Raw genomic sequence first — 24,714 nt, forward strand, 5'->3', positions numbered from 1 at the left:
GGGGAGGCGTCATGACCAAGCGCATCGTGATCGTCGGCGGTGGTTTCGCCGGCTTCTCGGCGGCCCGTGCACTGCTCAAGACCCTCCCGCCGGATTCCGGCACGGAGATCGTGCTGGTCAACCGCACCGACTACTTCCTGTACCTGCCGCTGCTGCCCGAGGTCGCGGCGGCGGTGATCGACCCGCGGCGCGTCACTGTGTCGCTGCCCGCCGCGCTGCCCGGAATCCGGCTCGCGCTCGGCGAGGTGACGGCGCTGGCGCTGGACGACCGCAAGCTGACGTACGTGGACCCGGAGGGCACGTCGCGCGGGCTCGAGTACGACCGCCTGATCATCGCGGTCGGCAGCGTCAACAAGCTGCTGCCGATCCCCGGCATCGCCGAGCACGCGCACGGGTTCCGCAGCGTGTCGGAGGCGTTGTTCCTGCGTGATCACGTGATCCGGCAGGTCGAGCTGGCGGCCGCGGCGGACGACCCGGCGGAGCGGGACGCGCGCTGCACCTTCGTCGTGGTCGGCGCCGGTTACACCGGGACCGAGGTGGCCGCGCAGGGGCCGCTGTTCACCAGCGCCATCGCGCGGCACCACCGCGAGCTGGACGGGCAGCGGATGCGGTGGCTGCTGCTGGACCTGGCGCCCAAGGTGCTGCCCGAGCTGGACCGCAGGCTGTCGCGCGCCGCGGACCGGGTGCTGCGGCGGCGGGGCGTGGAGATCATGACGGAGACGTCAGTGAAGGAGGCCACGACCGACGGCGTCCTGTTGACGACCGGTGATTTCGTGCCCACCCGGACGCTCGCGTGGTGCGTCGGTGTGCGCCCCGACCCGCTGGTGGAGTCCGCGGGTGTCGCGACCCAGCGGGGGCGGCTCTGCGTCGAGCCCACGCTGGTCGTGCCCGGCCACCCGGACGTGTTCGCCTGCGGCGACGCCGCGGCAGTGCCGGACCTGACCCGGCCGGGCGAGGTGACGGCGATGACGGCCCAGCACGCCACGCGGCAGGGCACCCTGGCCGGGCTCAACGTGGCGGCGACCCTCGGGTACGGCGAGGTGCGCCAGTACAAGCACCACGACCTCGGTTTCGTGGTCGACCTGGGCGGCGCCCAGGCGGCGGCCAACCCGTTGCACGTCCCGCTGTCCGGCCTGCCGGCGAAGGCGGTGACACGCGGCTACCACCTGATGGCGATGCCGGGAAACCGCATCCGGACCGCGGTGGACTGGGCGCTGGACGCGACGATCGGCCGCCAGACGGTGCAGCTCGGGCTGGTGCGCTCGGACGAGGTGCCGCTGGAGACGTCGCAGGTGCGTTGACCGTCTTCTTTGGACTCTGGGACTCGGTCCCGGTCGACTGGGATTGCGGGCACCGGCAAACCGGACCATCAAAGTGCTGGTGGAGGCCAATGGTCAGGTCCAGGTGCTCATCGAGGCCAAGAAGATCAACGATCCCTTGCGCATCGAGCACGCACCGCAGCTCTTCCGGTACTTCGCGGTCACGAACGCGCGGATCGCCATTCTGACCAACGGTGAGGTCTACGAGTTCTACACCGACCTCGACGCGCCCAACCACATGGACTCCAAGCCCTTCCTGGTGCTGAACTTCTCGGACATCGACGAGACCCTCCTGCCGGAGCTCGCCAAGCTGGCGAAGGACTCCTTCAACCTCGAATCGGTCATCAGCGCCGCCGGTGAATTGAAGTACATCGGCCAGTTGAAGCGCGTGTTGGCGGCTCAGTTCAAACAGCCGGAGGACGAATGGGTGCGTTTCCTGACCACCCGGGTCTACGACGGCTCCTTCACTCAGCGGGTCCGCGACCAGTTCGTGCCGTTGGTCGACAAGGCCATGCGGCAGTTCCTCAACGAGCAGGCGTCCTGCTCGACGACAACAACCGCAAGCCCGTCGCGCGGCTCTGGTTCAACCGCAGCCAGAAGTACCTCGGCGTGTTCGACGAGAACAAGGTCGAGACGCGCATTCCCATCGAATCGTCCGAGGACATCTACCAGCACGCGGACCATCTGCGGACGACGGTGCGCCGGTATCTGGGCCGCCCTGTGGCGGTTGTGGAGCCGGGCGCCGGCGCCAGTCCGGTTCCCCTGCAGGCCTGAGGCGTTCGCAAGCGCCTCCCCGCGGCGGTTCCCCGCTGCGCGCATCCGCGCGAATGCCGGTGTGCCTGAATGTGCACGCCCTCCAACCCGTTGACGCCCGCGCCCTTGACTTCCGCGCCACCCGGGACCAAGCTGTCCGTCAGGCGGACACTGGTCCGAAAGTGAAGAGGTGCGGTGATGGACCTCGGTCTGGCGCTGCTGCGGCTCCTACTCGCCGCGCTGCTGTTCGGCCACAGCACGCAGAAGCTGCTGGGCTGGTTCCACGGCGCCGGCCGCGCGGGCACCGCCCAGGTCTTCGAACAGTGGGGCTTCGTCCCGGGGCGCCGGCTCGTCGTCGTCGCGGCACTGGCCGAGCTCGCGGGCGCCGGGAGCTTCGCGCTGGGGCTGCTCACCCCCGGCGGCGCCGCGGTGATCATCGGGACCATGGCCGTCGCCGCGGTCGCCACCGCTCCCAACGGCTTCTGGGCGCAGCGGGGCGGCTGCGAGGTGCCCTTCTGCTACGGCGCGCTCGCCCTCGTCCTCGCGTTCACCGGTCCCGGCGCCTGGTCCCTGGACCACGCCCTGAACCTGCACTTCGGCCCGTGGTGGGGCCTCGGCGCGCTCGCGCTCGGGCTGCTCGCCGCCGCCGTCCCCCTCACCGCCCGCGCCCGCGTGCTGCGCGCGCGGGCCACGACCACCACGAGGTGACCCATGACCGGCCCCATCCTGTTCCGCGACGCCACGATCCTGTCCATGGACCCGGCGATCGGCGACCTCGACGGCGGCGACCTCCTCGTCCGCGGCGACCGCATCGAGCAGGTCGGGCACAACCTGGAAGCACCGCCCGGAACAACCGTCGTCGACGCGCGAGGCGGCATCCTCCTGCCCGGCATGGTCGACACCCACCGGCACATGTGGCAGACCGCCCTGCGCGGCCTCGGCGCCGACTGGACCCTGTCCCAGTACTTCGTCTTCTACTACCTGAACTGGGGCAAGATCTTCCGCCCCGAGGACATCCACGCAGGCAACCTGCTGTCCGCCATCGAGGCACTCGACGCCGGCGTCACCACCACCGTCGACTGGTCCCACGGCCTGCAGACCCCAGAACACGGGGACGCCGCCGTCGAGGCCCTGCGCGCGGTGCCCGGCCGCTTCGTCCTCGCCTACGGCAACCTCCTCGGCGCGCCCTGGGAATGGGCCAACTCCACGGAGTTCCGCGCGTTCGTCGACCGCCACTTCACCTCCCGCGACGACATGCTCGGCATGCAGCTGGCCTTCGACGTCACCGGCGACGCGGCGTTCCCCGAGAAGGGCGCCTTCGAGGCCGCCCGCGAACTCGACCTGCGCGTCACCACGCACGCCGGCGTCTGGGGCGCCACCGGCGACGACGGCATCCGCCTCATGTGGGACAACGGCTTCTGCACGCCCGGCGTCACCTACGTGCACGCGGCGACCCTGAGCGAGGACTCCTACCAGCGCATCGCGGCCTCCGGCGGCACCGCGTCGGTCTCCACCGAGAGCGAGCAGAGCGCCGGCCAGGGCTACCCGCCCACCTGGCAGCTGCGCAGGCACGGCATCCCGGTGTCCCTGTCGATGGACACCAGCGTGTGGTGGAGCGGCGACCTGTTCTCCGCCATGCGCGCGACGCTGTCCGCGGACCGGTCGCGCGAGCACCTCGAAGCCCACGCGGCGGGCGAAACCGTGGTGCACAACAAACTCCGCGCCCGCGACGTCGTCGAGTGGGCCACCATCGGCGGCGCCCGCGCCCTCGGCCTGGACGACCGGATCGGCTCGCTCACCCCGGGCAAGAAGGCCGACGTCGTGCTCATCAAGAACGACCGCTCACCGGTGATGTTCCCCGTCCTGCACCCCTACGGACACGTCGTCTACCAGGCCGGGCGCGGCGACGTGCACACCGTGCTGGTCAACGGGACCGTCGTCAAACGCGACCACCAGCTCGTCGTCCCGGGCCTGGACCGGGCACGGGCCGCGGTCGAGGCGACCGTGTCCTACGCGCGGTCCACCATGGGCGAGGAGGCGTGGCAGCAGGCCCGCGAGCCGGAGATCCCGGCGACCGAGGTGATCCCCAATCCCTACACCTACACGGACTACACGGGCGACGGCGTCGCCGTGCAGCACGCGGACGCATGACGGACATGAGTCCGAACAGCGGCCCGCTCTCGGGTGTCCTGATCGCGGACTTCTCCCGGATCCTGGCGGGCCCGTACGCCACCATGCTCCTCGCCGACCTGGGCGCGGACGTGGTCAAGGTGGAGGGCCCGGCCGGGGACGACACGCGCTCGTGGATGCCGCCGGTTCGTGACGGCGTGTCGACTTATTACCTGGGCATCAACCGGGGCAAGCGGTCGATCGCGCTGGACCTTCGCGACGAGGCGGACGCCGGCGTGGCGCGGGAGCTGGCGCGCCGGGCCGACGTGCTGATCGAGAACTTCAAGCCGGGCGGGCTGGGCAAGTACGGCCTGGACTTCGAGGCCGTGCGGCAGGGCAACCCGGGCATCGTCTACGCCTCGATCAGCGGCTTCGGCTCCGGCGCCGGCCGGGACGTGCCGGGTTACGACCTGATGGTGCAGGCGATCTCCGGTCTGATGTCGCTGACCGGCGATCCGGACGGGCCGCCGTACCGGGCGGGCATCTCGGTGTTCGACGTGATGGCGGGCAACCACGCGGTGATCGGGATCCTGGCGGCGCTGCGACACCGGGAGGCGACCGGGCAGGGACAGCACGTCGAGGTGAACCTGTTGTCCTCGGCGCTGACCGGGCTGGTCAACCACAGTTCCGCGTACGTGGCGGGCGGCACCGTGCCGTACCGGATGGGCAACGCGCACCCGAGCGTGTTCCCGTACGAACCGCTGCCGACGGCGGACAACGACCTGATCGTGGCGGCGGGCAACGACGCGCAGTTCGTCAAGCTCTGCCAGGTCCTGGGCATCCCGGAGATCGCGGAGGACGAGAGGTTCGCCCGCAACGCCGACCGCACCGCCAACCGCGAGGAGCTGCGGCCGATCCTCGTGGACCGGCTCAAGCACCGTGGCGCGGTGGAATGGTTCGACCTGCTGGTGGCGGCCGGGGTGCCGTGCGGGCCGATCAACACCATCGACGGCGGGTTCGCGATGGCCGAGCGGTTCGAGCTGGACCCGGTCGTGACGGTCGGCGGCATCCCCACGACACGGCACCCGATCCGGTTCTCGCGGACCCCGGTGTCCTACCGCCTGCCGCCGCCGGAGCTGGACGAGCACGGCGCGGAGATCCGCAAGTGGCTGGAGGAGGAAGGTGCCTGAGTATGCGCCAGCCCAGTACCCCACAGCACTGGGTGCGTCGTCGCTGGAGAAGATCACGTTGCTGGGCCAGGACCTGGCGCGGGACGTGATGGGCGAGGTCGGCTTCGGCGAGCTGGCGTTCTGGCTGGCCACCCAGCGGCGGCCCAGCAAGGGCGAGACGCGGGTGTTCGAGGCCGTGCTCGCCGCGCTGGCCGATCACGGGTTCACCCCGACCGCGATCGTGACGCGGCTGACGTATCTGTCGGCGCCCGATTCGATCCAGGGCGCGCTGGCCGCCGGACTGCTCGGCGGCGGCTCCCGGTTCCTCGGCGTGACCGAGGATTGCGGCCGGTTCCTGCACCACGCACTGTCCACAACAGACCGGCCGGTCGACGACGAGCTGGCGCTGGAGATCGTGCGGGCCGAGCGTGCGGCGGGCCGGTTCATCCCGGGGCTCGGCCACCACGTCCACAAGAACGGCGATCCCCGCACCCCGCGGCTGTTCGAGATCGCCCGCGAGGAGGGCAAGTTCGGGCCGCACCTCGCGTTGTTCGAGGCCATCGGGCGCGTGCACCCGCAGGTGCTCGGGAAGACGTTGCCGCTCAACGGAGCCGGCGCGTGCGGCGCGGCGCTGGCCGACCTCGGGCTGCCGCTGGAACTGCTGCGTGGGTTCGCCCTGCTGGCCCGCGCCGCGGGGCTCATCGGGCAGCTCGCCGAGGAACTGCGCACGCCCGTCGCGAACGAGATCTTCCTGTCCGTCGACCTCAACAACCGGCCCGTCCCACCGGCAGGAGGCAACCATGGCTGAACTGGTCGCGGTGATCGCGTCCACGCACCACCCGTTCTACTACCGGGCCAGCACGGCCACCGGCGCGGACCGCCCGGACTTCGCGGACGAGTGGGTCCGCAAGGTCGAGGCGTTCCGCGAGACCCTGACCCGGGCCCGGCCGGACGTGCTCGTGATGGTCGGCTCGGACCACTTCCACCAGCTGTGGCTGGACAACATGCCGCAGTTCCTGGTCGGCAAGGCGCCCTTCTACGACGCGAACTTCTACAACGAGGAACGCGAGTTCGGGCTGCCGCGGATGCTGTTGAAGGGGCAGGAGGACCTGTCCGCGTACGTGCTGCGGGAAGGTCTCGACGCCGGTTTCGACCTCGCGTTCTCCAACGAACTGCGCATCGACCACTCGATCACGTGCCCGATCATCACGCTGCGGCCGCAGAACGACCTGCCGATCGTCCCGATCTACACCAACATCTTCGCGCCGCCGCTGCCGCAGCCGAAGCGGTTCGTCCAACTGGGACGGACGATCCGGCAGCTGATCGAGTCGTGGCCGTCGGACCAGCGGGTCGCCGTCATCGGCACCGGGCACCTCTCGCTCGAACTGGGCGGTCCGCGGCAGTTCGGGCCGCACGGGCCGGATCCGGAGTTCGACCGCAAGGCCGTCGACTGGATCGCCAACGGCGACATCGAGAAGTGCCTGGGCGAGGTCACGCTGGAAAGCCTGCACCTGCCCGGCAACGCCACGCACGGGTTCATGGACTTCATGCTGATGATGGGTGTGGCGGGGGAGGGGCAGCGGGTCGACTACGTCGACACCTACGACCTGTTCCACACGATGGAGGCCTACTTCACCTGGTACCCGGGAGGTCCGCGGTGAGCAAGTACCTGCTGGACAAGTTCCTGTTCACCGTCGACCGCGACCCGGAGCTGGTCGAGCGCTACCGCGAGGACCCGGCCGGGACGGTCGAGTGGTGGGAGGAGACGCAGGCGAACCGGATCCTGAACTGCGTGGGCGCCGAATCCTCGACGTGGCTGGCGTTCGAGGAGGAGGAGCGCGCGGCGCTGGCCGGGCACGACTACGTGAAGCTCTTCGAGCTGGGCGCGCACCCGTTCCTGACGCTGACGCTGTTCATCGGGATGTTCGAGCGGGACCACGGGCCGCTGGAGTTCCAGAAGGAGTACGCGCGGCGGCTGGCGCACTTCTCGTTGCCATATCCGGACATCACCACGTAGGCTGACGGCGTGATCACCGGAACGGCCTCGCGCCACACACGGGAAGGCGATCCGGTGACGGTCTGATCGGCGCGCGTGGACCGCCGGGAGCATCCGCTTCCGCGCTGTCCACCCAACCGATCGAAAGGACTTCCTTGACCGTCACCTTCAACCACACCATCATCGCCGCCAAGGACCGCCACGAGTCGGCCCGCTTCTTCCGTGAAATGCTGGAAGTCGCCGAGGCCCCGTCGTGGGGGCCGTTCGTCAACGTCATGCTCGACGGGGGCGTGCTGCTGCAGTTCGCCGAACCGCCGGTCGATATCCAGATGCAGCACTACGCCTTCCTCGTCGACGACGAGCTGTTCGACCGCGCCTACGCGCGGCTCGTCGAGCGGGGCATCGAGCACTGGGCGGATCCGCAGACCACGCGGCCCGGCGAGATCAACCACGGGCACGGCGGCCGTGGGGTCTACTTCAAGGACCCCGCGGGGCACGCGATCGAGCTGATCACGCGGCCCTACCTGTAGTGGATGTGCTGTGGCGGCTCGCTCGGCGAACGTCGCCTAGGAAACCGTCTTGATGGGGCGGGCGTGCCAGGCGTCCCAGTCGGAGCCGATCGCGCCCGCCGTCTTCAGCAGCAGCGGCAGGTGGTGGCCGATCAGCGTGTCCATCGTCGTCTCGGCGGCGTGCGCGTTCACGTTGACCGCGGCCACCACCCGGCCGTCCCCGTCGCGGATGGGCGCCGCCACCGAGCGGATGCCCAGCGCCAGCTGCTGATCGGTGGCCGCCCAGCCCTTCGTGCGCACGTCGCGCAGCAGGGCGTCGATCTCGTCGCGGCCCGGCTGCCAGCGGGGTTCGACGCCGGACCGGCTCGGCTCGGCCAGCACCCGGTCCAGCTCGTCCGGCGTCAGCGCGGCGAGCAGGACCTTGCCCAGCGACGTCTGCACGGCAGGGAACCGCGTGCCGATCGTGACGGCCAGCGCGACCAGCTTCGGCACCGCCACCCGCGCCACGTACACGATGTCGGACCCGTCGAGCTGCGCGATCGAGCACGACTCGTTCGTCCGGGCGACCAGGTCCTCCAGGTGCGGGCGGGCGAGGTCCCACAGGTTCGCCGAACCGATGTAGGCCATGCCGAGGTCGAGCACGCGCGGGGTGAGCGAGAAGCCGCGCTCGCCGCCGCGCACGTAACCGAGCTGTTCGAGGGTGATGAGGATGCGCCGCGCTGTCGGGCGGGCCAGCCCGGTCGCGGTGGCGACCTCGGACAGCGTCATCACCGGGCGGCCGGGCCGGAAGGCGCACAGGACGTCCAGGCCGCGGGCCAGGGCCTCGATGAAGTCCGGATTGCCGTCTCGACGCATACCAGCAGGTTAGCCGCCACGGCCCCGCGTCGCGGACAATGGCGTCCATGGGCGTCTACGCGAACCGCATCCGGCCACGACTCGTCAACGCTGCCTGCGGGGCCGCGCAGGCGCACCCGCACCGGGAACGCACCTGCGCCGGGCTGCGCGGCCGGGTGCTGGAGATCGGCTTCGGCTCCGGCCTGAACGTGCCCTTCTACCCGGCGGCGGTCACGGAGGTCGTCGCCATCGAGCCGTCGGACGCGGCCTGGCGGCTGGCGCGCGGACGGCTGGCCGCGTCCGCCGTGCCGGTCGAGCGCGCCGGCCTGGACGGGCAGTCGCTGCCGGTGCCCGCGGACAGCTGCGACACCGCGCTGACGACCTGGACGCTGTGCGCCATCCCGGACCCCGCCGCCGCGGTGCGGGAGATCCGGCGGGTCCTCAAACCCGGCGGCACGCTGCACTTCGCCGAGCACGGGCTCGCGCCGGACGCGGGCGTCCGGCGGTGGCAGCGCCGGCTGAACCCGCTGCAGCGCGCGGTGTTCGGCTGCCGCCTCACCAACCCCGTCGCGGACCTGCTGACCGCGGCCGGGTTCGCCATCCGGGAGCTCGACGTGTTCTACGAGGCCGGCGCGCCGCGGCCGTTCGGCGCGCAGTCGGTCGGGGTCGCCGTCGCGCCCTAGACAGCCAGGCGCGCGACCAGCTCGGTGAGCGCGCGGCCCAGCGGCAGGTCCACCCGCACGTCCGCGTACTTGTCGCCGCGGGTGGGGCCCTGGTTGATGATCGCCACCGGCTTGCCCGCCTCGGCCGCGCGGCGGACGAACCGCAGCCCGGACATGACCGTCAGGGACGAGCCGAGCACCAGCAGCGCGGACGCCTCGTCCACCAGCCGGAAGCAACGGTCCACACGGGACGGTTCGACGTTCTCGCCGAAGAACACCACGTCCGGCTTCAGCACGCCCGCGCAGGCGGTGCACGGCACGACGCGGAAGCCCCGCACGTCGTCGTCGGCCAGTTCCACGTCGCCGTCCGGGTTGACGCGCGTCGCGGTCGCCGTGAAGTGCGGGTTCGCCTCGCGCAGGCGGCGGTCCAGCTCCTCGCGGGGTGACAACGCGCGACAGGACAGGCACACGACCCGGTCCAGGCTGCCGTGCAACTCGACCGCGTCCGGCGTGCCCGCCGCCTGGTGCAAGCCGTCGACGTTCTGCGTGATCACGCCGCCGACCACGCCCGCGTCCCGCAGCGCCGTCACCGCGCGGTGGCCGTCGTTGGGGCGCGCCCGCGCGATCGTGCGCCAGCCGAGGTGGCTGCGCGCCCAGTACCGGCGCCGCGCGTGCTCGGCCGCCACGAACTCCTGGTACGTCATCGGCGTGTGGCGCCGCAGGCTGCCGGTCGCGCCCCGGTAGTCCGGGATCCCGGATTCGGTCGACAGCCCGGCGCCACTCAGCACGACCACGCCGCCCCCGTCGGCGATGCGGACCACCTCGTCCAGGCTGGTCGTCCGGGGCAGCGGCTCACCGGCCGGCGTCCAGCTCAGGGTCGGTCGCGTCCGCACCCCACGAGTGTACGTGCGGAAATCCGGTTGGCCGCCGGGCACGGGCGCTGCGATCATCCGGCCGTGTCCCTCCTGCGCTGGCAGTTCGACCTGACCTGGTCGCTGGCCGACCTCCACCTGAGCGCCCTCACCCCGGCGGACTTCCGCTGGGAGCCGGGCCCGCTGACCTGGCACGTCCGTGAGGCCGGGGACGGCTGGACGATCGACTGGGCGGACACCGAGCCGGACCCGGTGCCGGTGCCCACCATCGCCTGGATCGCCTGGCACGTCGGCTGGTGGTGGAGCGTCACGCTGAACCACGCGCACGGCCGCCGGCCCCGCGAGCGCGAGTCGGTCGGCTGGCCCGGCGACGAGAACGCCGTGGCCTGGCTGCGCGAGCTGGCCGCCGACTGGGGCGGCGTCCTCGACCGACTGTCCGATCCGGACGCTCCCGCCGCCTTCCCGTGGCCGGCCGAGGCCGGGCTCACGGTGGCGCACCAGGCCGCCTGGGTGAACGCGGAGCTGATGAAGAACGCGGCCGAGATCGGGCAGCTGCGCCTGCTGCGGGCGGCTCAGGCCACGTCGGGCTGAAGGCCCTGCCGCACGATGTCCAGGTATTCGCTGATCGCGTCCCGGTTGCGGGTGAGGCAGTCGATGCGCCGCGTCATCCGGTCGCGTTCGCGTTCCAGCGTCGCCAGCATCTCCGGCGTGGCGTCGGGGAAGTAGATCGTGCGCGGCTTGTCCAGGCACGGCAGGATCTGCTTGATGATGCGCGTGGGCAGGCCCGCGTCGAGCAGGCCGCGGATCTGCAGCACCCGGTCGACGTTGTACTCGTCGTAGTCGCGGTAGCCGTTGGGCAGGCGCCGGGACACGATGAGCCCCTGCTCTTCGTAGTAGCGCAGCAGGCGGCGGGGCGTTTCGGTGCGTTCCGACAGCTCCCCGATGCGCATGTGGTCCCCCTCACAGCGGTTTGACCCTCACATCTGTGTGATGGTTTCAGCATAACGCCGTGATCGATGTGCTGACCCCTCCCAGACTCCGGCTGCGGTCCCTGCTCGCGTTGACGACCGCGGCGTTCATCACCGTCCTCACCGAAGCCCTGCCCGCCGGCGTGCTGCCCGCGATGAGCGCCGACCTGCGCGTCGGCGAGTCCACGATGGGGCAGGCCGTCACGATCTACGCGATCGGCACCGCGCTCGCGGCGATCCCGCTGTCCGCGGCGACCGCGGGCTGGCGCCGCAAGCGCCTGCTCCTCGCCGGGGTGGCCGGGTTCGCCGTCGCCAACACCGTCACCGCGGTGTCCGGCGCCTACGTGCTGACCATGGTCGGCCGGTTCGCCGCAGGCGTGGCGGCCGGCGTGGTGTGGGCGCTGCTCGCGGGGTACGCGCGGCGGCTGGCGCCGGAACACCTGCAGGGCAAGGCGATCGCGGTCGTGATGGCCGGCATCCCGCTCGCGTTGTCGCTCGGCGTCCCGGCGGGCACGTTCCTCGGCGAGGTCGTCGGGTGGCGCGTGACGTTCGGCGTGATGTCGGTGATCGCCGTCGTGCTGATCGCCTGGATCGTCGCGGCCGTGCCGGACCAGCCGGGGCAGCGCGACGGCGGCCGGATCCCGGTGCGGCGCGCGGTCGCCGTCCCGGGCGTCGCGCCGGTCCTGGTCGTCACGCTCGTCTTCGTGCTGGCCCACAACGTCCTCTACACCTACCTGGCCACGTTCCTGCACGGCGTCCGGATCGACGTGGTGCTGCTGGTGTTCGGCGTCGCGTCGGTGCTGAGCATCGCGATCGTCGGCGCGCGCATCGACCGGCAGCTGCGGGCGCTGACCGTCGTCGCGACGCTGCTGGTCGCCGTGGCCGCGGTGATCCTGGCCGTGCTGTCCGGCAACGCGGTGCTCGTCTACGCCGGGGCCGCGCTGTGGGGGCTGGGCTGGGGCGGGGTGCCGACGCTGCTGCAGACGGCCGCCGGGAAGGCGGGCGGCGACGCGGCGGACCTCGCGCAGGCCGCGCTGGTGACGTTGTGGAACGCGGCCATGGCGGGCGGCGGCGTGGTCGGCGGGGTCCTGCTCGAGGCGTTCGGGCCCGGCGTGTTCCCGTGGACCGTGCTGGTGCTGCTCGTGCCGGTGCTGGCCGTCGTGCTCGGCGCCCGGCGGCACGGCTTCCCGGCTAGTTCGTGACCGTGGCGTCCTCGGGGACGAGGACGAGTTCGCAGCGCACCGGGCCGTCGCCGACCCGCACCGGAACGGCGGCGGTCCGGTAGCCGTGCCTGGCCACGGCGAGCGCGTAGCGGCCGGGGAGCAGGCCGGGCAGCTGGAACGAGCCGTCCGCGCGGGAGGTGACGCTGCCCGCGACCTCGCCGCGCTCGTCGGTGGCGATCAGCAGCGCGCCGCCCACCCCGACGGTGCCGGTGATGGCGCCGGTGGCCGAGAGCGTGAAGTCCACTTCGCCCGGACCGCTCACCGGCGCCGCCTCCGGCTGGAAGCCGGCCGCGGAGCAGACCAGGACGTGCTCGCCGTCCGGGACGTTCAACGAGTACCGGCCGCTCGCGTCGGTCGCGGTGGTGCCGGTCTGCTGCCCGTCCTTGCTGATCAGGGTCACCACCGCGCCTTCGAGCACGCCGCGCGGCGAGCGCACGACGCCCAGCAGCAGGGTCTCCGCCGGGCGCGCGCGGCCGGGGATGAAGAACGCGACGAGCAGCGCGACCACGCAGGCGGCGCAGCCGATCAGGAACGTCGTGCGGAACCCGTCGAGGCTGGGCACCGGGGTGCCGCCGAAGTCGATCGTCATGCCGGCGAGCACCATGCCGACCACGGCGCTCGACGACGACGTGCCGATCGAGCGCATCAGCGTGTTGAGGCCGTTGGCCGCGGCGGTCTCGGTGGCCGGGACCGCGCTCATGATCAGGCTGGGCATGGCGGCGTAGGCGAGCCCGACGCCCGCGCCCGCCATCGCCGAGAAGATCGCCATCTGCCAGCCCGCGCCCATCAGCGTCAGGCCGAGCCCGTAACCGGCGCCGAGCACGGTGATGCCGCACAGCAGCGAGACCTTCGGGCCGCGGGCGGCGATCAGGCGGGCCGCGAGCGGGGACATCGCCATCATCAGCAGCCCCGACGGCGCGACGCACAACCCGGCGACGACCATCGACAGCCCGAGCCCGTAGCCGGTCGCGGACGGCAGCTGCAGCAGCTGCGGCGGCACCAGCTGCGTCGCGTACAAGGCGAAGCCGACCATGATCGAGGTCAGGTTGGTGAGCAGGACCGGCCTGCGGGCGGTGGTGCGCAGGTCGACCAGCGGTTCGGCGGTGCGCAGCTGCAGGAACCCCCACGCCACGAACAGCACCACCGCCGCGCCGCCGAAGCCGAGGGTGCGGGTGCTGCCCCAGCCCCAGTCGCCGCCCTTGGAGATCGCCAGCAGCAGGCACACCAGCGCCGCGGACAGCCCGATCGCGCCGGGCAGGTCGAAGCGGCCGGGGGAGCGGACCGCGGACTCGGGCACCACGAGCACGATCAGCACCAGGCTGACGAGCCCGAGCGCGGCCGCGCCGAGGAACAGGATGTGCCAGTTGAAGTGCTCGGCCACCAGCGCGGCGACCGGGAGCGCGAAGGCGCCGCCGATGCCCAGCGACGAGCTCATCAGGCCGACCGCGCCGCCGAGGCGTTCCGGCGGCAGCTCGTCGCGCATGATGCTGATGCCCAGCGGGATCGCGCCGATGGCGAAGCCCTGCAGCCCGCGGCCGATCATCATGGGCAGCAGCGCGGTCGTCAGGCCGCACACCAGGGAACCCGCGACCTGCGACGACAGCGCGACGAGCATCATGCGGCGCTTGCCGTACATGTCGCCGAGGCGGCCCAGCACCGGGGTGGCGACCGCGCCGGTGAGCAGGGTGATCGTGATGACCCAGGCGGTGTCGGAGCTGTCGCTGTGCAGCAGCGACGGCAGGTCGGCCAGCAGCGGCACCATGAGGGTCTGCATGACGGCGACGACGACACCGGCCAGCGCGAGAACCGCCGTGAGGCGGCCGGGAGACGAGGACATGCGGCTCCGGAGTTCGTGCACGGATGGTTGCCTTGTGAAAGTACCTTCCGGAACGTCCGGTGCCGAGTGAGTTGTCCCGAAGCTCACTGGAAACCCCGGCGGCGGGCTCGTCCGCTCGAAGCCCGCCGCCGGGGTGGCTCAGCTCTTCGGCACGCCGAGGGCGCGCTCGAAGCCCGGCGGAATCACCACGTCGTCGCGGGTGAGGTCGTGGATCGACGTCTTGCCGAGGCCCAGGACGGCCGAGTCGATGCCGCCGCGGAGGATGTCCAGCACGTTCTCCACCCCGGCCTGCCCGTTGGCCGCCAGGCCCCACAGGTACGCGCGCCCGATGAGCACGGCCTTCGCGCCGAGGGCGATCGCCTTGACGACGTCGCTGCCGCGCCGGATGCCGCCGTCCAGCAGCACCTCGACGTCGCCGCCCACGGCGTCCGCGATCGCGGGCAGCGCGCGGATCGGGGCCGGGGTGCCGTCGAGGTTGTTGCCGCCGTGGTTGGACACCGAGATCGCGGTGACGCCGGCGTCCACGGCCCGCTTGGCGTCGTCCACCCGCATGACGCCCTTGAGCATGAACGGCCCGCCCCACTGCTCCCGCAGCCACGCGACGTCCTCCCACGTCGGCAGCGGCGTCTGCATCCACTCGCCGTAGGCGCCGAAGAACGTCGGGGCCGTGCCGCCCGGCGGGGTCAGGTTCGGGGTGGTCAGGTCGGGAAGCTTGCGTGTCTTCGCGAAGTCCCACAGCCACTTCGGCCGCGTGATGCCTTCCGGCGCGAACCGCATCATCGCCTTCAGGTCCAGCTTCTCCGGGATGACCGGGCTGCCCCAGTCGCGGCCGGTGGAGAACGACCAGTCCAGCGTCATGATCAGCCCGACCGCGCCGGCGGCCCTGGCGCGCTCCATGCGCTGCACGAGCACGTCCCGGCTGCCGACCCAGTACATCTGGAAGAAGGTCTGCGGGTTGGCCGCCGCGACCTCCTCGATGGACTTGCTGGCGAACGAGCTCAGGCCCATCGCGGTGCCGCGCGCGGCCGCGGCGCGGGCGACGGCCACCTCGCCGTCGGGGTGCACGGCCTGGACGCCGGTGGGGGAGATGACGACGGGCAGCGAGATCGGCTGGCCCATCACGGTGGTGCCCAGTTCGCGCTTGTCGGACAGCCCGGCGACGTGCGGGGCGAAGCCGAGTTCGGCGAACGCCGCGATGTTGTCGTCGACCGTGATCCCGCGTTCGGAACCCGCCACCAGTGCGCCGTAGACCGACTTCGGCAGCCGTTTCCTGGCCCGCCGCTGAGCTTCGGCCACCGTCTCGAACCAACCGTTGGACATCTCGCCACTCCGCCTCGCCGATGAGGGACACCATTTTGGCACTTGATGCCATATTAGGCCACACGGGTTCGCCGGACGCAAGACCGGCTTTGCGCGGTCGGCCGGTCGCGGTTAGATCGAACGGTGTCCTCCTTCCAGCCGAACGAGCCCGTCGCGCACGTGGACGTGCACGTGGAGCACCTGCCCGGCGCGACGCTGGTGCGCGTCGCAGGCGAACTCGACCACCTGACCGCGCCCGCGTTCGAGGCCGTCGCCCTGCCCGCGGCGCGCGCGTGCCCGCGGCGCCTGGTGATCGACCTGAGCGAGGTGAGCTTCCTGGCCTCGGCCGGGATCGCGGTCGTGCTGGCCGCGGGCACCGAGGCGCCGGGGAAGGTGCACGTGGTGGTCGGATCGGGCTTCACCCGGCGGCCGCTGGAGATCACCGGGGCCGACGCGATCGTGCGGCTCTGCACTACGCGCGAGGAGGCCCTGGCTGAGGGGTGACGTCGCGCGCCGCCGCGACGATGAGCGCGCCCGCGACGACTCCGGCGACGAACGGCGACGGCACGAGCAGCAGCCCGCCGACCGCGCACCAGGCCGCGACGGCCCAGCCTAGCCAGGCGGGTGGCGGTGTCCCCCGGCCGGCCAGGTGCCAGGTCAGGCAACCGAGGAGCACCAGCGGGACGCCGAAACTCCCGGGGCCGGCCCAGAAGGCGAGGCCGTTCCGGGTCTCGTCCAGCAGCGGGACGGCCGCCCACACCCCGCGGTCCACCCAGCCGGCGAAGTCGGTCCAGGCGAGGGTTCCGATGAGGGCCAGGTGCCCCGCGCCGAGGGCGACCATGATCCCGCTCGCGCAGCGCAGGCGCGTCACCGAGCCAGCCACGCGCGCTCCCACTGCCGCGTCAGCGCCGGGTAGACCACGAGGTACCGGAACGGCGCGATCACGGTCAGGTAGAGCCGGCCGAACCAGCCGTTGGGCTTGACGAGCACCGCCATCCGCAGCTCGTGGTCGCCGTTCCCGCCGCGGGTCCAGGCGAGGTGCATCACCGTGTGGACGGTCTTGTTCGCCAGCTCGCGCGCGGCTTCCGTGCCCGTCTCGTAGACCGCCTTGAGCGGCATCCCGTCGCTGTCCGGGCCGCGCGGGGCGTCGCGGAGGTCGGCGGGCAGGCGGTGGCGCAGCGAGGCGACGCGGCGGCCGACTCCCGCGGCGGGTGTGTCCCAGCCCAGGAGCGCGCCGATCCGCCAGCGCAGGGCGAACAGGAACCGCACCGCTCGCGGCTGGTGCGTGAGGCTGCCCGCGGTGCGCATCGCGGCGAGCATCGCCGGGAAGTCGTCCGGGCCGGCGCCGGGGGTGCGGAACGACCACACGTCCTCGACCGCGAAGTCGCCGGTGAACTCGTGAATCCGCCACGGGTGCCCGGTGTGGGCGGATTCGGCCAGTCGGGGCATGGGCCACCTCTTTTGTACGGTGCCGTATGGTTCATTTGTACGGTACCGTACACGAAAACGCTGGAGGTGCCAGATTCCCGCCGTCGCCCGCACGACCCGTGCCCGCTGGATCGAGGCCGGCCTGGAAGCGCTTTCCGAGGGCGGGCCGGACGCGGTCCGCGTCGAGGTGCTGGCCGCCCGGCTCGGCGTGACGAAGGGCGGGTTCTACGGCCACTTCGACGGCCGTCCCGCGTTGCTGGCCGAGATGCTCGACGAGTGGGAACGCCGGTGCACCGGGGAAATCCTCGCCGCGGTGGCCGGTGAGGACGTGGTCGAGCGGTTCCGGCGGGTGGGGCAGCTGAGCTTCAGCGAGGACCTGCACCGGATCGACCTGGCGGTGCGCGCGTGGGCCCGCCACGACGCCGCGGTCGCCGAGCGGCTGCGGCGGATCGACAACGAGCGGATGGATTTCCTGCGCGGGGTGTTCGGCAGTTTCCTGACCGACCCGGACGAGATCGAGGCACGCAGCACGCTCGCGTTCGCGCTCGCCATCGGCAGGCACTTCATCGCCGCCGACCACCCGGGCCGCACGAAGCGCGAGGCGATCCACCTGGCGGGCGAACACCTCCTGCGGCGGTGATCCCCAGTCCCGCGGTAGCGAGCCCCAGTCCCGCGGTGGCGAGCCCAGTCCCGCGGCGCTGAGCCCTAGTTCCGCCGCGGCCAGCCCCAGTCCCGACGGCGGTGAGCTCCAGTCCCGCGGTAGCGAGCTCCCAGTCCCGTGGCGGTGAGCCCTAGCCCCGCGGTCGCGAGCTCCGGTCCCGCCGTGGTGCGCGCCAGTCCCGCCGTGGTGAGCCCAGTCCCGCGGCGGTGAGCCCTAGTCCCGCCGCAGGCGGATGACACCCCGCTCGAGGTCGAGCGCCGGGGGAGCGCCCTGGGCGTCCTCCTCACGCATCATCGACATCGAGTCGCGGTGCTCCAGCTCGAGGCGCTTGGTGCCGTAGAACATGGCCGTCACCTCATCGGCGTACGTGGCGGCCAGCGGGGTGCCCGTCCGCTTGCCCCGCTTCTTGCGGATCAGCTCCACGGTCCCCACGGCGACCAGCAGCAACGTCCCGCCGGGAATCCCCCACGCGATCACGGTCTCGACCGGGTCCACGAGGCCTACAACGAGCGACCACGCGACGCGGTTCCGTCACGCGGGCACCCCCTCCATGATCTCGTACCGCTTGGGCCAGTGGGACCAGTACGCCCCGGTGTAGCCCAGTTCGGTCAGCCGCAGGAGGAACGGGTTGTCCGCGTAGTTGTTGTCCTCCGGGCTGAGACCGGGACGGGTCGGGAGCATGACCCGGAGCCGGTCACGCTGCGGGACGCGCTCCCACAACAGCGCCAGCGCGTGGTCGTACCGCTGGCCGGGGCCCCGCTCGTCCTCGCCGAGGAGGTGTGGCGAGAAGTAGTAGACGGGCCGGAACCGGCCCTGGCGGTCGAACATGAACTGTCGTTCATAGCTCACCGTGTCCGCACTGTCCCCCAGCGGAGTCAGCACGATCGGCTCCTCGGCGTCGTTGGACTGCAGGCCGGGCACCGCCACCTCGCCGCCGCTCGCGGCAGCCAGCTCGCGTCCCAGCGGTGAGTACGGGAACACCCGGATACCGAGCGTGTAACCGACAACCGTCGCGTCCAGGGACTGGAAGTCGTCGACGCACGCCAGCATCGTCTCCGGAGTTTCACCGGGCATGCCGAGCAGCGCCTCGACCATCGTGGCGATGCCGTGCTCGGAGGCCCAGCGGCACACGTTCCGGACGTCTTCGAAGGTGTAGAACCGGGTGCCACCCGAGCTCACCTTCCAGCCGTCGAGCAGTTCGGGCCGCGAATGGTCCGGGGCGACGTTGATGCCCGCGCACCCGGCTTCCGCGAGCAGCGCCGCGTACTCGGCGTCGAAGGGAGCCGGCTGGACGTAGACCCACAAGCGCAGGTCATGCAACGGCGAGGAGGAGTCCCGCGACCTGCGCCGCACGATCTCCCGCAGGACGGCCTTGCTGTGCGCGATGTTCAGGTTGAACTCGCTGTCGGTCGTGTGCAAGTCGTGAATGCCCTGAGCCAGCAGGGTCTCCATCTCGTCCACCACCGCGGTCTCCGTCCGGCGGGCGAACCGGTTGCCCTTGGCATCCGGCTCGACGCAGTGCGTGCAGGCGAAGGCGCATCCGTTCTTGGTGAGGATGTTGCCCAGTCCGCCGCGACGGAAATAGGTGAGGTTGTCGACGCGGTCGGGGCGGCCGGAATGCCGGCGGTAAGGCGTGACCCGCTGGACAAGCGGTACCCGGCCGGCCGCGACGACAGGATCCGGGTGGGGGACGCGGTGCACACCCGCTGCGCCGTGGTTGACGATCAGGCCGGGGACGGTTTCCGGTCGCCTCCCGCCTGCGAGGGCTTCGGCGAGTTGCACCAGCGTGACTTCTCCTGGCCCCTTGACGCCGTAGTCGATTCCGAGGTAATCGACCAGCGCGTAGGGCATCGACGAGAAGCCGACACCCCCTGCCACGACAGGTGAACCCGTGCGGGCGCGCACGCGGTCGATGATCTCCTTGTGGGAGCCGAGGAAAACGCGTTGTTCCTGGGGGTAGATCGTGTCGGTGTTGCGGATGGTGACTCCGATCAGCATCGGCTGCCTGCGACCGAAGTACTCGTCCACGACCTCCGTCCAGTTCGTCCGCGAGAACGTGAGATCCAGGACTTCGACGTCGAATCCGGCGTCCTCCAGCGAGGTCGTCAGGATGTCCAGTGCGTACGGTGTGATCGGCGGGTGCACCAGATTCGGGTTGACGAGCGTGATCAATCCCTTGCTCACTGTTCCCCCAGTTTCTTGGTACTGCTGGTATTTGTCTCCCCGGCAGACTCAGGATGCAGAAAAATCCGCACTACCGGGTAGGGGCCAGCAGTTCGCTGTTGTCGGCCGAACAGGTGAACTGTTCCCGACACCCCGAGTGGATCGCCCGGGCGCGTCGCGGTGCGGCTGATCGCTCGGTACCGTCGTTCCTGGGGGTCAGCGTGGATCCACGAGATCAGGTGGTTCACGCCTGCGAGGAACCGATGGATGAGTTGCCACTCAAGCGATTCGAGTACTACCACACCACGAGGGTCGACGAATCCCGGGACAAGACCGCCCGGATGATGCGATCCCATCGCCTGGTGCCGCTGGATCGTCGCGCCAGCGGGTTCGAGGCGCGCCACCACGTCGCGCCGGTAGGGAAGGCGTCCCTGCACTACGTCAGCTACGGAGCGGAGGACGTCCACGTCATCCCCGGACCGCTGGAGACCTTCTACGTCCTGCTGATTCCCCACACCGGACGTTGCCTGGTCAACACGGGCGGGCAGAGCCGGGTGATCGCACCGGGAACGGCCGCGCTGGTCTCCCCGGACGACGAGCTGGACATGGTGTGGGAGCGGGGTTGCGGGCAGCTTATGGTGAAGTTGCCGCGAGATGTCGTGATGGCGAGGGTCGAGTCGCTCATCCACCGGCAGATCGGGTCGCCGCCGCGGTTCGACCCCTTCGTCGACCTCCGAAGCGGGACGGGCAAGCAGATCCGGGATCTCACCCACGGCATCGCCGAGGGCTTGAGCGCGGGAAACTCGCTCCTGATGCAGCAGGGCGTCCTCACGGCGGTCGAGCAGTTGCTCACCACCGCCGTCGTCTACGCCCAGCCGCACACCTACTCCCACGAGCTCACACGGGCCGAAGCACCGGTGGCGTCGAGAGTCGTGCGTAAGGTGACGGACTACATCGAACAGGTTCCGTCCTTGCCGGCCTCCGCGGCCGAACTGGCCGCGTTCGCCGGGGTGAGCGAACGGTCCCTGCAACGTGCCTTCCGCGAACAACTGGGTGTGTCCCCGATGAGGTACGTGAGCGACGTTCGATTGCGGCGGGTGCACACGGAACTGGCTCGCGCCGGCCGGTCCGGCAACGAGACCGTGACCCAGATCGCATCACGGGAAGGGGTGTCGAATTTCGGACGTTTCGCGCGCCTCTACCGAGAGAGGTTCGGCGAACTCCCGTCGGAGACGAAGCGGCGAGCCGCGCTGACCTCGTTGGCGGAAAGTGGACAAGAACCTGGCGGCAAGTGAATAGGTATGGTCTTGTCACGTTCCTAACTTGGTGTGGTGACCACCCAACTCCACACGACGGAAATCCGGGACCCGCGCACCGCTGCCGGATCGCTGATCCGGGCCGCTCGACTGCGCATGGGGTACAGCCAGTACACGTTGGCGGCCGAACTTCTCCGGATTTCGGGTAATTCCGCGATCACCCGCGAGCAGGTCGCGCGGTGGGAGCGCGGCAAACGGATACCGCGGCCCTACTGGAGGAGATGGCTGGCGGAGGTTCTGCACTTGCCGGAGGCGCTGCTCGACGGTGAAGCCCGTCTGGCCCACCGCGCTCGCGCTGCTCAGCCGACAGCGCCGGTGGCCGCCGCATCGCACGACCCGTCAGCGCCGGTGCAACGTGGCCGAGGGGAGCTCGTCGTAGTGGCTGCGGTACCAGGCGGCGAAGCGCCCGCAGTGACGCACGCCCCAGCGGCTGGTCACCGCCTCGACCGTGCAGCCCGCTTCCGGATCTCCGGCGAGGAGGTCTTCGTGGATTCGCCGCAGCCGGGTCAGCCGGATGTAGGCGTTGGGCGAGACACCGAGCTCCTCCTGGAACCGCCGCTGGAGCCAGCGCACGCTCACCCGTGCGTACCTCGCGAGCTCCGGTACGGAGAGCCTTTTGTCGGCGTGCTCGTCGATGAGCGTGATGACAGCGGCCAGATCAGGCCCGGACGGCATCGTCGTTTCCACCTTCCAACGTGAACGCCGCCGGTTGACGACGGCGCTGTCGCAGCTCGAGCAGCAGCAGGTCGGACGACGGCCGACCCCGGAACCTCGAGAGCTGCCGGATCAGGTCGTCGAGTGCGGCGTCCACCCGGGCCGAGGTCAGCCAGACGTGATCGTCCAGCAGCTCGCGAACGGCCTCCTGCGCCTTGTCGATCTGTCCAGTCCGGATCCGCAGGCCGGCCAGCCGCGCGGTGGTCAGCGCGCGTGAGCGGCGCTCGGCCGCAGCGCGTTGCTTCACCGAAACCGCTAGTGCGCGCTGCGATGCGGCAAGCTCACCGGCGTATTCCAGCACGATGGCCCGCTGATACGTGAAGGTCGCGCTGTCGGTTCCGGTTCCGGAGAGGACGTGTTCGGCCGCGGCCAGCGCGTCGCGCGCGTCGGCCCTGCGGTTCGACGCGGCACGGGTGATGGCCGCGTGGCCCAGGAATTCCGCCAGCTGGTCCCGCCGCACGGCGCGCTCGCCCACCGCGAGAGCGGCTTCCGCTAGCCGGTTCGCGTTTCCGGCATCGCCCAGCGTCCACGCCTGGAGACTGATGTTCCGCAGGATGGCCGCGTAGAGAGCCGGGTCGCCGGACTCGATCGCCAGCCGCACGGCGATGCGGAAGTAGGCCAGTGCGAGACCGTGGAAATGGCTGTCGAAAGACATGAACCCCGCGAGGTCGCAGGCAGTGGCGGCGGCCGCGCACAATGCTCGGCGGGTCCTACCCGGGGTTGCGCGGCCCGCGACGTCGACGACGTCCTCGGCCAGGTAGGCGACGAGTGCCACGCGCGCGTGGCCGCCGCCGAAGCGGCGATCGACCGATTCGAAGGTGGAGATCATGGTCCCGAGGGCCTCACCTGCCGGTGGAAGCCGGTCTGGAGTGGAGTAGCCGGGCAGCCCGTCCGGCCAGCCGGGTACTTCGAGGTCCGTTCGCCGGTAGATGCGTCTCTCCTGGGATCCGGTCCAGATCGAGGAGAGGTCCGCCCGGGCGAGGTGCCGGAGCGCGGCGAAAGCGTCCGTGCCGGTGGTGCTCTTTCGAGTCGCCGGACCCGTGAAGCCGGCTTCGTCCGGGGTGACGACCCGCCCCAGCCGTCGCGAGAGGGCTTCGGCGATGTACAAGGGCGTTTCTGCCCTTGGTGTCGCTCCCCGCAGCCAGTGCGAGACCGAGGTCCGGTCGTAGGTCAGTGTCCGGCCGGATTCGGCGGCGACGGCGTTGACGGCCCGTGCCAGGCCTTCCCGCGTCCAGTCGGCCACCGCCAGCAGCTGCCGCAACTTTTCGTTCGGATCCCGTGACATCCTGCACGCCTCCCACTGGCGGACACCGCGCCCGTGACGGCTCGTACACCTTCATATCGCCGATCGAGATGCGACAGGCAGGGGCCAATCCTTGGCCGCCGCCCTGCCGTTCAACACGTTCAACATCCGACTGCGCCGGAACACTGGCGTGCCGTGTTGATCGCCGCTTACATGGATGACGTAGGTGGCACGGTCACGCGAATCGTCCTGTTACTACGGAAGTACGAGGCGGATCAGCTGGCCCCTATGCGGAGAGGATCTTCGTGGAAGTCGGTTCCGTGGGCGCGGCTCACGGACGGCGAACAGGTCACTCGTCCCGTGCGGAAGCCCGGCCCGATGCAGAGCCGGCGCAAATCTGGACCGCTCTGGTGGACGACCTGTGCCTGATGTCGTTCGTGGCCCGGACCCAGCAGGACGAGGCCGGTCCCGTCAGGGCTCGTGGTCTCGATGTGATCAGCAGGAACAACCTCTTGCACGCGCAGGAGATCGCGACCGCCTGTGGTGGCAGCGGGATGCCCGACCGAATCCGGTTGACCCGCCGTCCACCTCGTGAGTGGTGGCCCAGCGGTCTGTTCCACACAACCGACCAGTCGTGGCCCTCGGTCGTCGCCCGGGGTCTCGTCCTGGCAGCCGGCCTGGTGGTGCTGGCCCGGTCGCATCTCGCGGACGCGACCGCGCCCGGCTGGCGCACGGCGCTCGCGCTCGTCGAGCGTGGCCAGTCCAGGCAGTTCGGTCAGTGGCGGATGTCGGCAGGCCAGCTCATAGCCGAGCAGGACCGGCGTCCGGAATTCGAGCAGGCGTTCCGGGCGACGCTGGCGCGCTCGGGTGACTTGTACCGGGCAGGCGAGGGCGGTGCGTGCGAAGTGGGCGACGTGCAAGCCCACTACGCACTTCCCGTCGTACTGCGCCGATCGGGGCTGCCGCGGCCGTGGCTGGACACGTGGTGCGACTACCCGCGTCGCCGGCGCAACGCCACCGCGAGCCGCGCGGCGACCCGGCTGATCGACGAAATGCGGGTACGCCGTGATTGGCCGCAGCGTGCACGAGCACGAAGAGCGGCGAAGGAAGTGGGGTCATGAGCAGATTCCGGTACCACTGCGCGATGCGGTGGTCCGATTTGGACTCCTTGGGACACGTAGCCGACACGTCCTACCTGCGGTACCTCGGAGAATGCCGGCTGGAACTGATCCACCGGCTGTTGCCCCGGTACGAGGCACAGGATCTGGCGCGCGGCAGTGTGGTCACCCGGCAGTCCATGACCTACCTCCGGCCGTTGTGTTACCGGACGGAACCGATCACGGTGGAAACCTGGGTGACGGACATCAAGGCGGCTGTCGTGCGCTTCGCCTACCTCGTCCGGGACGACGCGTACGGCTACCTGGAGGGCGAGGCCGATCTCGTCCCGGTCGACCTCCGGTACGGCACGCCGCGCCGGCTCACCGAAAACGAGCGCACTCATTTCGGCGCGTACCGGGAGGCGACGAGCCTCTCGCTCGCGGCACCGACGCACAACGGAGGTTGAGTGGTGAGTAGTGACAGCGGCACGGCCCTCGCGTCGTCCGCGATCCAGTCCAACGGGGACCGGGCGAGGAGAGGG

The 24,714-nt window shown here is 70.9% G+C and carries 27 protein-coding genes and 2 pseudogenes; 18 read left to right on the forward strand and 11 right to left on the reverse strand.

Annotated features, from left to right (window positions below):
• Positions 1-11 precede the first annotated feature (11 nt).
• The 9 genes and pseudogenes from AMY39116_RS0317235 to AMY39116_RS0317275 all read left to right on the forward strand — a co-directional run bounded on the left by AMY39116_RS0317235 (position 12) and on the right by AMY39116_RS0317275 (position 7,876).
• A complete protein-coding gene (locus AMY39116_RS0317235; RefSeq protein ID WP_020418876.1) occupies positions 12-1,301 on the forward strand; it encodes an NAD(P)/FAD-dependent oxidoreductase in 1,290 nt (429 codons plus the stop codon).
• Between the two features lie 88 nt (positions 1,302-1,389).
• A pseudogene (locus AMY39116_RS43060) lies at positions 1,390-2,093 on the forward strand (restriction endonuclease); the annotation flags it as partial.
• A gap of 177 nt (positions 2,094-2,270) precedes the next feature.
• Positions 2,271-2,780: a DoxX family protein gene (locus AMY39116_RS0317245; RefSeq protein ID WP_020418877.1), complete on the forward strand. Its 510-nt coding sequence runs from the start codon at positions 2,271-2,273 to the stop codon at positions 2,778-2,780.
• 3 nt (positions 2,781-2,783) lie between these two features.
• Positions 2,784-4,223, forward strand: a complete 1,440-nt coding sequence (locus AMY39116_RS0317250; RefSeq protein ID WP_020418878.1) for an amidohydrolase family protein — start codon at positions 2,784-2,786, stop codon at positions 4,221-4,223.
• A 5-nt stretch (positions 4,224-4,228) separates the two neighbouring features.
• A complete protein-coding gene (locus AMY39116_RS0317255) occupies positions 4,229-5,371 on the forward strand; it encodes a CaiB/BaiF CoA-transferase family protein (RefSeq protein WP_039791590.1) in 1,143 nt (380 codons plus the stop codon).
• Complete coding sequence (locus AMY39116_RS0317260; RefSeq protein ID WP_020418880.1) at positions 5,364-6,158, forward strand: citryl-CoA lyase; 795 nt, start codon at positions 5,364-5,366, stop codon at positions 6,156-6,158. The genes AMY39116_RS0317255 and AMY39116_RS0317260 overlap by 8 nt, the downstream gene beginning before the upstream one ends.
• Positions 6,151-7,011, forward strand: a complete 861-nt coding sequence (locus AMY39116_RS0317265) for an extradiol ring-cleavage dioxygenase (RefSeq protein ID WP_020418881.1) — start codon at positions 6,151-6,153, stop codon at positions 7,009-7,011. Before AMY39116_RS0317260 ends, AMY39116_RS0317265 begins: the two co-directional genes overlap by 8 nt.
• Entirely contained in the window at positions 7,008-7,367 is a 360-nt protein-coding gene (locus AMY39116_RS0317270; RefSeq protein WP_020418882.1) for a hypothetical protein, read from the forward strand. Before AMY39116_RS0317265 ends, AMY39116_RS0317270 begins: the two co-directional genes overlap by 4 nt.
• A gap of 134 nt (positions 7,368-7,501) precedes the next feature.
• Positions 7,502-7,876 (forward strand): VOC family protein, encoded by a 375-nt coding sequence (locus AMY39116_RS0317275; protein ID WP_020418883.1) that lies wholly within the window; start codon positions 7,502-7,504, stop codon positions 7,874-7,876.
• 36 nt (positions 7,877-7,912) lie between these two features.
• Here AMY39116_RS0317275 and AMY39116_RS0317280 read toward each other — a convergent pair whose 3' ends face one another.
• Positions 7,913-8,710 carry an IclR family transcriptional regulator C-terminal domain-containing protein gene (locus AMY39116_RS0317280; protein WP_020418884.1) on the reverse strand — a complete coding sequence of 266 codons (798 nt, stop codon included), beginning with the start codon at positions 8,708-8,710 and terminating at the stop codon, positions 7,913-7,915.
• A 47-nt stretch (positions 8,711-8,757) separates the two neighbouring features.
• Here AMY39116_RS0317280 and AMY39116_RS0317285 point away from each other — a divergent pair, with 47 nt between their 5' ends.
• Positions 8,758-9,372, forward strand: coding sequence for a class I SAM-dependent methyltransferase (locus AMY39116_RS0317285; RefSeq protein WP_027936003.1), 615 nt, complete (start codon positions 8,758-8,760; stop codon positions 9,370-9,372).
• On the opposite strand, the gene AMY39116_RS0317290 is transcribed toward AMY39116_RS0317285, so the two are convergent.
• The gene (locus AMY39116_RS0317290) at positions 9,369-10,244 is read right to left on the reverse strand and encodes an NAD-dependent protein deacetylase (protein WP_020418886.1); all 876 of its coding nucleotides are present in this window, start codon (positions 10,242-10,244) and stop codon (positions 9,369-9,371) included. The genes AMY39116_RS0317285 and AMY39116_RS0317290 overlap by 4 nt on opposite strands.
• A 63-nt stretch (positions 10,245-10,307) precedes the next feature.
• Between AMY39116_RS0317290 and AMY39116_RS0317295 the strand changes: the two genes are divergently transcribed.
• Positions 10,308-10,814: a DinB family protein gene (locus AMY39116_RS0317295; protein WP_039791591.1), complete on the forward strand. Its 507-nt coding sequence runs from the start codon at positions 10,308-10,310 to the stop codon at positions 10,812-10,814.
• Here AMY39116_RS0317295 and AMY39116_RS0317300 read toward each other — a convergent pair.
• Positions 10,796-11,173 carry a MerR family transcriptional regulator gene (locus AMY39116_RS0317300; RefSeq protein ID WP_020418888.1) on the reverse strand — a complete coding sequence of 126 codons (378 nt, stop codon included), beginning with the start codon at positions 11,171-11,173 and terminating at the stop codon, positions 10,796-10,798. The genes AMY39116_RS0317295 and AMY39116_RS0317300 overlap by 19 nt on opposite strands.
• 59 nt (positions 11,174-11,232) lie before the next feature.
• Here AMY39116_RS0317300 and AMY39116_RS0317305 point away from each other — a divergent pair, with 59 nt between their 5' ends.
• Positions 11,233-12,393, forward strand: coding sequence for an MFS transporter (locus tag AMY39116_RS0317305; protein WP_020418889.1), 1,161 nt, complete (start codon positions 11,233-11,235; stop codon positions 12,391-12,393).
• Here AMY39116_RS0317305 and AMY39116_RS0317310 read toward each other — a convergent pair.
• Both AMY39116_RS0317310 and mftD read right to left on the reverse strand, forming a co-directional pair.
• Complete coding sequence (locus AMY39116_RS0317310) at positions 12,383-14,251, reverse strand: MFS transporter (protein ID WP_020418890.1); 1,869 nt, start codon at positions 14,249-14,251, stop codon at positions 12,383-12,385. The genes AMY39116_RS0317305 and AMY39116_RS0317310 overlap by 11 nt on opposite strands.
• A 138-nt stretch (positions 14,252-14,389) precedes the next feature.
• On the reverse strand, positions 14,390-15,571 hold the full coding sequence (gene mftD / locus AMY39116_RS0317315; RefSeq protein ID WP_020418891.1) for a pre-mycofactocin synthase MftD: 1,182 nt from the start codon (positions 15,569-15,571) through the stop codon (positions 14,390-14,392).
• A gap of 123 nt (positions 15,572-15,694) precedes the next feature.
• Between mftD and AMY39116_RS0317320 the strand changes: the two genes are divergently transcribed.
• Positions 15,695-16,054: an STAS domain-containing protein gene (locus AMY39116_RS0317320; protein ID WP_020418892.1), complete on the forward strand. Its 360-nt coding sequence runs from the start codon at positions 15,695-15,697 to the stop codon at positions 16,052-16,054.
• Here AMY39116_RS0317320 and AMY39116_RS0317325 read toward each other — a convergent pair.
• Both AMY39116_RS0317325 and AMY39116_RS0317330 read right to left on the reverse strand, forming a co-directional pair.
• Complete coding sequence (locus AMY39116_RS0317325) at positions 16,023-16,433, reverse strand: DUF6463 family protein (RefSeq protein WP_020418893.1); 411 nt, start codon at positions 16,431-16,433, stop codon at positions 16,023-16,025. The genes AMY39116_RS0317320 and AMY39116_RS0317325 overlap by 32 nt on opposite strands.
• Positions 16,418-16,999 (reverse strand): DUF2867 domain-containing protein, encoded by a 582-nt coding sequence (locus AMY39116_RS0317330; RefSeq protein WP_020418894.1) that lies wholly within the window; start codon positions 16,997-16,999, stop codon positions 16,418-16,420. Before AMY39116_RS0317330 ends, AMY39116_RS0317325 begins: the two co-directional genes overlap by 16 nt.
• A 166-nt stretch (positions 17,000-17,165) precedes the next feature.
• Here AMY39116_RS0317330 and AMY39116_RS0317335 point away from each other — a divergent pair, with 166 nt between their 5' ends.
• Positions 17,166-17,618, forward strand: coding sequence for a TetR/AcrR family transcriptional regulator (locus tag AMY39116_RS0317335; RefSeq protein ID WP_020418895.1), 453 nt, complete (start codon positions 17,166-17,168; stop codon positions 17,616-17,618).
• Positions 17,619-17,852: 234 nt separating this feature from the next.
• Here AMY39116_RS0317335 and AMY39116_RS0317340 read toward each other — a convergent pair whose 3' ends face one another.
• Positions 17,853-18,134, reverse strand: coding sequence for a DUF6191 domain-containing protein (locus AMY39116_RS0317340; RefSeq protein WP_020418896.1), 282 nt, complete (start codon positions 18,132-18,134; stop codon positions 17,853-17,855).
• A gap of 36 nt (positions 18,135-18,170) precedes the next feature.
• Positions 18,171-19,823, reverse strand: coding sequence for a tryptophan 2-C-methyltransferase (gene tsrT / locus AMY39116_RS0317345; protein ID WP_020418897.1), 1,653 nt, complete (start codon positions 19,821-19,823; stop codon positions 18,171-18,173).
• Between the two features lie 53 nt (positions 19,824-19,876).
• Between tsrT and AMY39116_RS0317350 the strand changes: the two genes are divergently transcribed.
• Complete coding sequence (locus tag AMY39116_RS0317350) at positions 19,877-21,097, forward strand: AraC family transcriptional regulator (RefSeq protein WP_084506109.1); 1,221 nt, start codon at positions 19,877-19,879, stop codon at positions 21,095-21,097.
• A gap of 36 nt (positions 21,098-21,133) precedes the next feature.
• Positions 21,134-21,313: pseudogene (locus AMY39116_RS47835) on the forward strand (hypothetical protein); the annotation flags it as partial.
• A 144-nt stretch (positions 21,314-21,457) separates the two neighbouring features.
• Here AMY39116_RS47835 and AMY39116_RS0317355 read toward each other — a convergent pair.
• Both AMY39116_RS0317355 and AMY39116_RS0317360 read right to left on the reverse strand, forming a co-directional pair.
• The gene (locus AMY39116_RS0317355) at positions 21,458-21,793 is read right to left on the reverse strand and encodes a helix-turn-helix transcriptional regulator (protein ID WP_020418899.1); all 336 of its coding nucleotides are present in this window, start codon (positions 21,791-21,793) and stop codon (positions 21,458-21,460) included.
• Entirely contained in the window at positions 21,777-23,117 is a 1,341-nt protein-coding gene (locus tag AMY39116_RS0317360; RefSeq protein ID WP_020418900.1) for a hypothetical protein, read from the reverse strand. The genes AMY39116_RS0317355 and AMY39116_RS0317360 overlap by 17 nt, the downstream gene beginning before the upstream one ends.
• A 368-nt stretch (positions 23,118-23,485) precedes the next feature.
• Between AMY39116_RS0317360 and AMY39116_RS0317365 the strand changes: the two genes are divergently transcribed.
• Together AMY39116_RS0317365 and AMY39116_RS0317370 are read left to right on the forward strand one after the other, a co-directional pair.
• Positions 23,486-24,196, forward strand: coding sequence for a hypothetical protein (locus tag AMY39116_RS0317365; protein ID WP_020418901.1), 711 nt, complete (start codon positions 23,486-23,488; stop codon positions 24,194-24,196).
• A complete protein-coding gene (locus AMY39116_RS0317370) occupies positions 24,193-24,639 on the forward strand; it encodes a thioesterase family protein (RefSeq protein ID WP_020418902.1) in 447 nt (148 codons plus the stop codon). The genes AMY39116_RS0317365 and AMY39116_RS0317370 overlap by 4 nt, the downstream gene beginning before the upstream one ends.
• Positions 24,640-24,714 lie beyond the last annotated feature (75 nt).

Source organism: Amycolatopsis sp. ATCC 39116, assembly GCF_000231075.2.
In the GTDB taxonomy this organism is placed as follows: domain Bacteria; phylum Actinomycetota; class Actinomycetes; order Mycobacteriales; family Pseudonocardiaceae; genus Amycolatopsis_E; species Amycolatopsis_E tucumanensis.

Bases quoted from the DNA above. Each gene is read 5' to 3' on its own strand.
- AMY39116_RS0317330 (WP_020418894.1), bottom strand. From the start codon at position 16,999: ATGCCCCGACTGGCCGAATCCGCCCACACCGGGCACCCGTGGCGGATT.
- AMY39116_RS0317300 (WP_020418888.1), bottom strand. From the start codon at position 11,173: ATGCGCATCGGGGAGCTGTCGGAACGCACCGAAACGCCCCGCCGCCTG.
- AMY39116_RS0317265 (WP_020418881.1), top strand. From the start codon at position 6,151: ATGGCTGAACTGGTCGCGGTGATCGCGTCCACGCACCACCCGTTCTAC.
- AMY39116_RS0317310 (WP_020418890.1), bottom strand. From the start codon at position 14,251: ATGTCCTCGTCTCCCGGCCGCCTCACGGCGGTTCTCGCGCTGGCCGGT.
- AMY39116_RS0317350 (WP_084506109.1), top strand. From the start codon at position 19,877: ATGCAGAAAAATCCGCACTACCGGGTAGGGGCCAGCAGTTCGCTGTTG.
- AMY39116_RS0317360 (WP_020418900.1), bottom strand. From the start codon at position 23,117: ATGTCACGGGATCCGAACGAAAAGTTGCGGCAGCTGCTGGCGGTGGCC.
- AMY39116_RS0317245 (WP_020418877.1), top strand. From the start codon at position 2,271: ATGGACCTCGGTCTGGCGCTGCTGCGGCTCCTACTCGCCGCGCTGCTG.
- mftD (WP_020418891.1), bottom strand. From the start codon at position 15,571: ATGTCCAACGGTTGGTTCGAGACGGTGGCCGAAGCTCAGCGGCGGGCC.
- AMY39116_RS0317255 (WP_039791590.1), top strand. From the start codon at position 4,229: ATGAGTCCGAACAGCGGCCCGCTCTCGGGTGTCCTGATCGCGGACTTC.
- AMY39116_RS0317355 (WP_020418899.1), bottom strand. From the start codon at position 21,793: ATGCCGTCCGGGCCTGATCTGGCCGCTGTCATCACGCTCATCGACGAG.
- AMY39116_RS0317370 (WP_020418902.1), top strand. From the start codon at position 24,193: ATGAGCAGATTCCGGTACCACTGCGCGATGCGGTGGTCCGATTTGGAC.
- AMY39116_RS0317250 (WP_020418878.1), top strand. From the start codon at position 2,784: ATGACCGGCCCCATCCTGTTCCGCGACGCCACGATCCTGTCCATGGAC.
- AMY39116_RS0317235 (WP_020418876.1), top strand. From the start codon at position 12: ATGACCAAGCGCATCGTGATCGTCGGCGGTGGTTTCGCCGGCTTCTCG.
- AMY39116_RS0317280 (WP_020418884.1), bottom strand. From the start codon at position 8,710: ATGCGTCGAGACGGCAATCCGGACTTCATCGAGGCCCTGGCCCGCGGC.
- AMY39116_RS0317285 (WP_027936003.1), top strand. From the start codon at position 8,758: ATGGGCGTCTACGCGAACCGCATCCGGCCACGACTCGTCAACGCTGCC.